A 6,278-nucleotide genomic window follows, 5' to 3' on the forward strand; every position below is an offset into this window, starting at 1 on the left:
CGACACCGTCACCCTGACCGTGGGTGAAGAAAGCTACACCGGTCAGGTCACCGCCGATGCCGACGGCAACCTGACCTACGCCATCGACGTGCCCGGCGCGGTGCTGGCCGAGAACGATACCATCACTGCCGAAGTAACCGGCGAAGACGCGGCGGGTAACGCCTACGACGCTGAGGCCGACAAAGCCTACGACGTCGACCTAGCCCCAGTAGCTAAAGATGGACAGTTGGCAGGAAAAGAAGATACGCCACTGGCGATCACATGGGATGCCTTCAATATTTCAGACGCAGACTCTGCTGATGAAGAGTTGGGCGTGACCATCACCCAGCTGCCTGAAGCAGGAGCATTGCAATACAAAGCTGCCGATGGAAGTTGGCAGAGTGTTGAAGAAAATGGCCAATTCACTAAAGCTCAGATTGACGCAGGCGAGCTGCGCTTTATGCCGACAGCTAATGAATCCGGCTTCGACGGCTATGGTGGCGAAGGGGTAGGTAATCAGCAGGCTGATTACGCGCAGTTCAGCTTTATACCTACTGACGCGCGTAACGAGGGTAAAGAGGCAACGCTTGCTATTGATATCAAGCCCGTTGCCGATGCGCCTGATGTATCAATTACGCTAGGGGAAACGGTAGCTTCCGAGCGCGAAACAGCCATTACGGTCAAGCACGGCAGCATCACGATTGATATCCGGGGAGATGAGATTACCGCGACGGGGATTGATGGCAAAATTATCAAGCCTCCGTTTAGCGATGGGAACTTGAATCCTGGAAGTGTCAATAATACGCATGGTGCTGATGTAATTGCCTTGATAGGTGACTTTAACAAGCTGGTAAAAGGAAACCAGCCTGTTAACTCTATCAATGGGCAAGACAAGGATTATGTCTTCTTAAGTAAGCCATATGGCAGTTACACAGTGGCGCTTGGTGAGGAGCATCAGAACTCTGGTTATGATGGAACTATTACTGATAAAGCTACCGGTATCCAAATCAGCCTAAACAACATTAAAGGCCTGATTTTTGGCGATGGGCATACCATGATGCCGATCGGGGCGACGACCACGATTGCCCAAGAGGGTTTCGACATCGTTGAGCTGGATGTATCTGCGAAGCTTGTGGATATTGATGGCAGCGAGTTGTTGTCGGGCATTACGCTAACGGGTATACCCGAGGGTGTCATCGTGACCAGCCAGGCAGGCGCTGAGGTCATCAAGCAGGGCGATGGCTCTTGGTTGATCAGCAACCCAGATGGTCAGAATCTCACCGATCTGGGCTTGCGGATGGAAATACCGCTTAGTGCCGGTGCGTTCGATGTGGTGGCAAGTGCAACATCTAAAGAGGTTGTGGGCTTCAATGATGACGGTACGCCGATCGTCATTGATACAGCAACCAGCACGGCGACCACAGGCATCGAGCAGTACAATATCATCGTCGGCTCGCCGGGGAATGACGGAATCGAAGGCAGTAGTGGCAACGATATCATCATCGGTGACGTGGCTGGCCTACAGCTCGTGCCGGGGGCGGATTACAACATTGCCTTTATGGTCGATACCTCAAGCAGTATGGGTGTCAAAGGTATTGAGGATGCCAAGGCCTCTCTGGCGGAAGTTTTCAATGCATTAAAGAACAGCGCCATTGGCGATGATGCAGGTAAGGTCAACATCTTCCTGACTGACTTCAATACGCAGGTGGGTAAGACCGTAAGCGTTGATCTGAAGGATGCAGGGGCGTTGGCAAAACTGCAGGGGGCGCTTGATGGCATGAAATACGTGCATAATAAGGGAACCAATTACGAAGACGTCTTCAAGACGACCGCCAACTGGTTCCATGGTGACCAGGTTCAAGGTAATCCGGGCACTAACTTGACGTATTTCATCACCGATGGGGCACCCACTTACTACCAAAAGAACGAGGTATCCACCCCTGTTATAGCGTCCAAAAGCGGTAAGAAGTGGACGCTGGATTTGGGTAAGGTCAGCTATCAGCCCGGAGAGCCTTTTTATGGAACGATCGATGGTACAAAATTGGAGCTTATTGACAAAGATGGCGTCATCAAACAGTGGAACCATAGTTCAGGCTGCGGTGGCGGTAGCTGGAGCAGTACGGCCATTGGCTCCGTTATGGCGGATGGCAAGGGTGGGTATGAGTTATCCGATTTAGGGGGCAACGGCAGCAGTACGACTCAGGACGTGTTTACCAGCTCGAAAGCTGCATTTGCGCTGTTGGATGGACTGTCCGACATCAATGCAATCGGTATCGGGCCAAGCCTCAACGAAACCCTACTGAGCCAGTTTGATTCTGACGGCATCGTGCAGGCGAACATTGATCCTGAAGATTTGGCTGATGCCATCCTGGGTCAGAACACTACGCTGCCATCGGGCGACGATGTCATCAAGGGTGGTGAAGGGAATGACATTCTCTTTGGCGACCAGATCAAGTTCGCGGGTATCGAAGGAAACGGTTTGCCAGCCATGAAGACGTACATTGCTGGTAAGTTAGGTATCGACGATCCTAACGCGCTGTCAGCACAGCAGATCCATGAATATATTACTGAAAATCATGAGGAGTTTGGCCGTTTGGGCGGGGCCAATGGGGGTAGCGATATTCTCATCGGTGGCGAAGGTGATGACATTCTCTTTGGCATGGGTGGCAACGATACGCTGATCGGTGGGACTGGTAGCGACATCATGTACGGTGGCACCGGTGCCAATACCTTCGTCTGGGAAAGTGGCGACCAAGGTTCTCTTCAGGCACCCGCTGTCGACCAAGTCATGGATTTCCACGTGGGGCGCTTTACCGGTAGTGATTCTGCCGACCGTCTGGATCTAGCTGATTTACTGCAAGGAGAAGACAGCGGCAATATCGATCAGTACATCTATGCTGAGCAACAGGGTAGCGATACGGTGCTGCATATCAAGTCAGATGGTGGCTTGAATGCCGGTGGCGACAATGCCGATCAGCGAATCGTGCTCAAGGATGTCGATATGCCGCAAGGAGGCAACTCATCAGATTTCATTCAGAGCATGTTGAACGACGGGCAGCTAAAGATTGATCTCTGATATGCCATCGTAGTGTAACGAAGCTTCACCTGTTCTTATCGGGTGGAGCTTTCGTCCCTTCAGGATGCTTACGCTAATGCTGAGGAAAGCTTGCAACATGTATTTCGACGATGAACAGTTATTACGCTGGATGAAAGGCGATAAATCCGCCGTTGAATTCATTGAAATGATCTGTGACGTAGCGCACAAATGGGATGATCTGATCGACAGAGATAAAGAGCTTAATGACGATAGCATCAATAAGCTCTTTTTCGACTTGCTGATCAGGCTGCCTCGCAACGTGTTTTACAGGAAGCATTTCGAGCATCTGAACTCAGTGCTGATGAACGCTATTTCCAACTGGCAGATTGCAACAGAGATGGAAAGGGAGGGAGGAGATTATGAAACAAGTATCGCCTTTATTCTGCGATCTTCCTATATTGATTTAATTACCCAAGCGGCGCTGCTCACAGGTGGTAATCAATGGGCATGTAATGTCGGCAAACAAGCACGGGCGATTACGCATAACGAGACCTACGAAGGCTATTTAAAGAACTTAACGAAGGAGAAGCAGGAACGAGCGGCAAGACAGTCGTAAGTATTGAGTGTCTATCCCCGACCTGCAAAGACACGATGTTCTATATCAAACGTAACGCCCAAGGTGAGGTTGTCATGCTCAGTAATGAGCCGACGCCTGAGTGCAGTGAAACACTATCGCCTGATTCGCCTGAGGTGATGGCTTTTTTGGCCACGCAAAGTGGTCAGTCGGCGCAGTTTGTGGCTTCTGACCTGGCATTTGTACGCGTCGTGGAAGACATTCTTGCAGTGCTGCTAGAAAAGGGGATTATCTCGTTTACGGATCTGCCCATTCCTGCCCAGCAAAAGATCATGGAGCGTAAATCGCTTCGGGCAAAGAGCGGGGTAGGCCTGTTAAGCGACGACGACACTATTTAGAGCGTCGCCGCTTGAACTTGTGTGCTTCAGCAGATTAAAGACGCACGCCTGGGCCGGTAACGCCATCCATGCCGCTTAAGAAAGTGTGCATTAACTCCTGCGGCTCAGTGACACCTTCCGCGATAACCTGAATTCCCAGCGAATGACACAGTGTCGCCATCCCCCGCACGATGGTCTGTTGCTCATGGGAAGTATCCAATCCACGAATCAAACTGCTGTCTATTTTTAGATAAGACAGCCCCACATCATGCAAGTCGGCGAGTTTAGTAAAGTCTGCGCCCACATGCTCGATGCCGAACTGGCAGCCCAAAGGACGTAAGGTGTTACATAGCCCACGCAATCCGGTTAATGCGGTTGTGTTTAACGTAGCCGGCACTTCAAAGCAAAGCTTGGTTGCCAGTAAAGGAGCGTCTTCAAGCAGTGCCCGCAGCTCCGTAACAAACTGCGCGTTGGTAATCGAGGCAATCGAGAGGTTAATACCTAGCCGCTGTTCGCTGTTTTCTGCCAACTGGGCCAGGGCGGCCTTCACCACAGCGAGATCAAGCCTGGGCTCTAATTCAAACCGTGTTACCCACGGGATGAACACACCGGCGGTCTGCCACTGTTCGCCTAACGCTAATCGGGCCGGACACTCATAGTGAATCACTTGGTTCTGAGCATCGACTACCGGGAAATAAGCTAGTTGTGGGCCTTGTAGGATGGCCTTATCTAAGGCGTTGCGCCACTCCGTGTGGGTATTGAATAGGGCATGGCGTTGATGATGACGAATGACAATACGCTGATAAGCGCTGTCACTTTCCGCTTCGGCCAAGGCATCATCCAGGGCCGCTAATAAAAGGCCACGCTGGTCGTTCGCAGCGTAGGGCGTAATCGCGGCGGGTAAACCTACATCGTTTGCCAGTGCTGCCGTATTATTTAGCGCTTGCTGTAGCGCTGTTTTTAGCGTCTCGACATCGTCTGCCAGGGGTATCAGTAACGCAAAGTCGCTACCGTTTAAACGGCCAATCAGCGGCGCTTCACTTGCTGTATCCAGGGCCGCCAGCTGCACCACAAGCGTACGCAGTAAATGGTCGGTTGCCTGATGGCCTAAGCGCTCATTGAGCTTATCCAGCTCACTGACGCGTACCATTATCATTAAACCACTGGCACGCGCTTCATCGCTTTCCAGTAAGGCACTTAATCGGCCCATAAATACATCACGGCTTAGCGCATCTGTGACAGGGTCATGCTGCAAGCGGCGACGTAGTTCATCAAGCTTCTGGCTTTCACTGTTGAGCATTTGACGTACGTTAGCAGACAGCTGGTTCATGGCTTGCGCCAGGTGGCGCAATTCCAGGGTGCGGGGTTCGCTAATGGTGGTAAAGCGCTGCGCACTAATATCCTGAGCTTGGGCTACCACACGATTAAGCGGACGCTGGATACCACGTACGATGGCCATAGCCAATGCAAAGCTAATGGCTCCAGCGAGAAGAAACCAGCCTACTAATTCTAATGTGCTGCGCCATAGGGCGTCATAGGCAAAACTATGTTGGCTCTCAAGCTCCAGCGTACCAAACTGGCGCCAGCCGTCTTGCACGGTTGCTACGCCGCTGGGCACGTCAAAGTCAATCAACTGCCGAAACCACTGCGGCACACTGCCCTGATAGCTTTCCGCTGTACGTTCAATCAATACGCTATCGTCAGTACCGCGCAAGGTGATTCGCCGGTAGTAGCCGGTATCAAACTGTGCGGCAACGAGAAGCTCTAAAATAACCGTGTCTTTATCAAGCTGGCTCATGGAGAGCGCAAGTGCGGTGGCATTGTCTGAATTTTTAATGCGCACTTCTTGCTCAATATAGTCGCGACTAGAGGTGATACTAACCGCTAAACTACCGATAAATGACAGCAGCAGCAGCGCAATAATCGCAAGCCAGAGCTGTTTGATCAGTGACATGGTGCCTAATGACTTCTTTCCTGGTGACAGAGTGTCTAGAGACATAGTGCCTAATCCTTATTAGATGAAGCCTTGTGATTGCATGCGCTCAAGTACGCCACGCCAGCGCGATAGCCTGGCCAGCGGGTCTGCACGCGACTCAGACGAGCCGCCGGCCCACAGCCCTTCGCTGTTAAAACTGAAAAGTGGGTCAAGGTCGGAGCGCTGCGAGGCGGGCGTGATAGACGGTGCAATGTTATCCAGTACCAGCGGTTCAGCATTAGGCGTCGAATAATAACCTAAGGAAGGTCTGAATAATTACCGATATTCGTCAACGCTCACTTGAGCTGATAAAAAATTGCAAATTTAGGCACTATT

The 6,278-nt window shown here is 51.5% G+C and carries 4 protein-coding genes and 1 pseudogene; 3 read left to right on the forward strand and 2 right to left on the reverse strand.

The genetic code is table 11. The features are described 5' to 3' along the window. From INT33_RS20500 to INT33_RS20510, 3 genes are all read left to right on the forward strand, one after another. A partial coding sequence (locus tag INT33_RS20500; RefSeq protein WP_193092903.1) for a type I secretion C-terminal target domain-containing protein occupies nucleotides 1-3,055 on the forward strand: 3,055 nt, incomplete at its 5' end. Between the two features lie 97 nt (nucleotides 3,056-3,152). Next, nucleotides 3,153-3,632: a hypothetical protein gene (locus INT33_RS20505; RefSeq protein ID WP_193092904.1), complete on the forward strand. Its 480-nt coding sequence runs from the start codon at nucleotides 3,153-3,155 to the stop codon at nucleotides 3,630-3,632. 35 nt (nucleotides 3,633-3,667) lie between these two features. Continuing rightward, on the forward strand, nucleotides 3,668-3,988 hold the full coding sequence (locus INT33_RS20510; protein WP_192539722.1) for a tryptophan synthase subunit beta like protein: 321 nt from the start codon (nucleotides 3,668-3,670) through the stop codon (nucleotides 3,986-3,988). Nucleotides 3,989-4,022: 34 nt separating this feature from the next. On the opposite strand, the gene INT33_RS20515 is transcribed toward INT33_RS20510, so the two are convergent. Next, nucleotides 4,023-5,921: a bifunctional diguanylate cyclase/phosphodiesterase gene (locus INT33_RS20515; protein WP_192539727.1), complete on the reverse strand. Its 1,899-nt coding sequence runs from the start codon at nucleotides 5,919-5,921 to the stop codon at nucleotides 4,023-4,025. 60 nt (nucleotides 5,922-5,981) lie between these two features. After that, nucleotides 5,982-6,203: pseudogene (locus tag INT33_RS21295) on the reverse strand (transglutaminase-like cysteine peptidase); the annotation flags it as partial. Nucleotides 6,204-6,278: the final 75 nt, after the last annotated feature.

Origin of the sequence: Halomonas colorata, assembly GCF_014897985.1 — a bacterium.
Lineage (GTDB): Bacteria > Pseudomonadota > Gammaproteobacteria > Pseudomonadales > Halomonadaceae > Vreelandella > Vreelandella colorata.

Bases quoted from the DNA above. Each gene is read 5' to 3' on its own strand.
- INT33_RS20505 (WP_193092904.1), top strand. From the start codon at position 3,153: ATGTATTTCGACGATGAACAGTTATTACGCTGGATGAAAGGCGATAAA.
- INT33_RS20515 (WP_192539727.1), bottom strand. From the start codon at position 5,921: ATGTCACTGATCAAACAGCTCTGGCTTGCGATTATTGCGCTGCTGCTG.
- INT33_RS20510 (WP_192539722.1), top strand. From the start codon at position 3,668: ATGTTCTATATCAAACGTAACGCCCAAGGTGAGGTTGTCATGCTCAGT.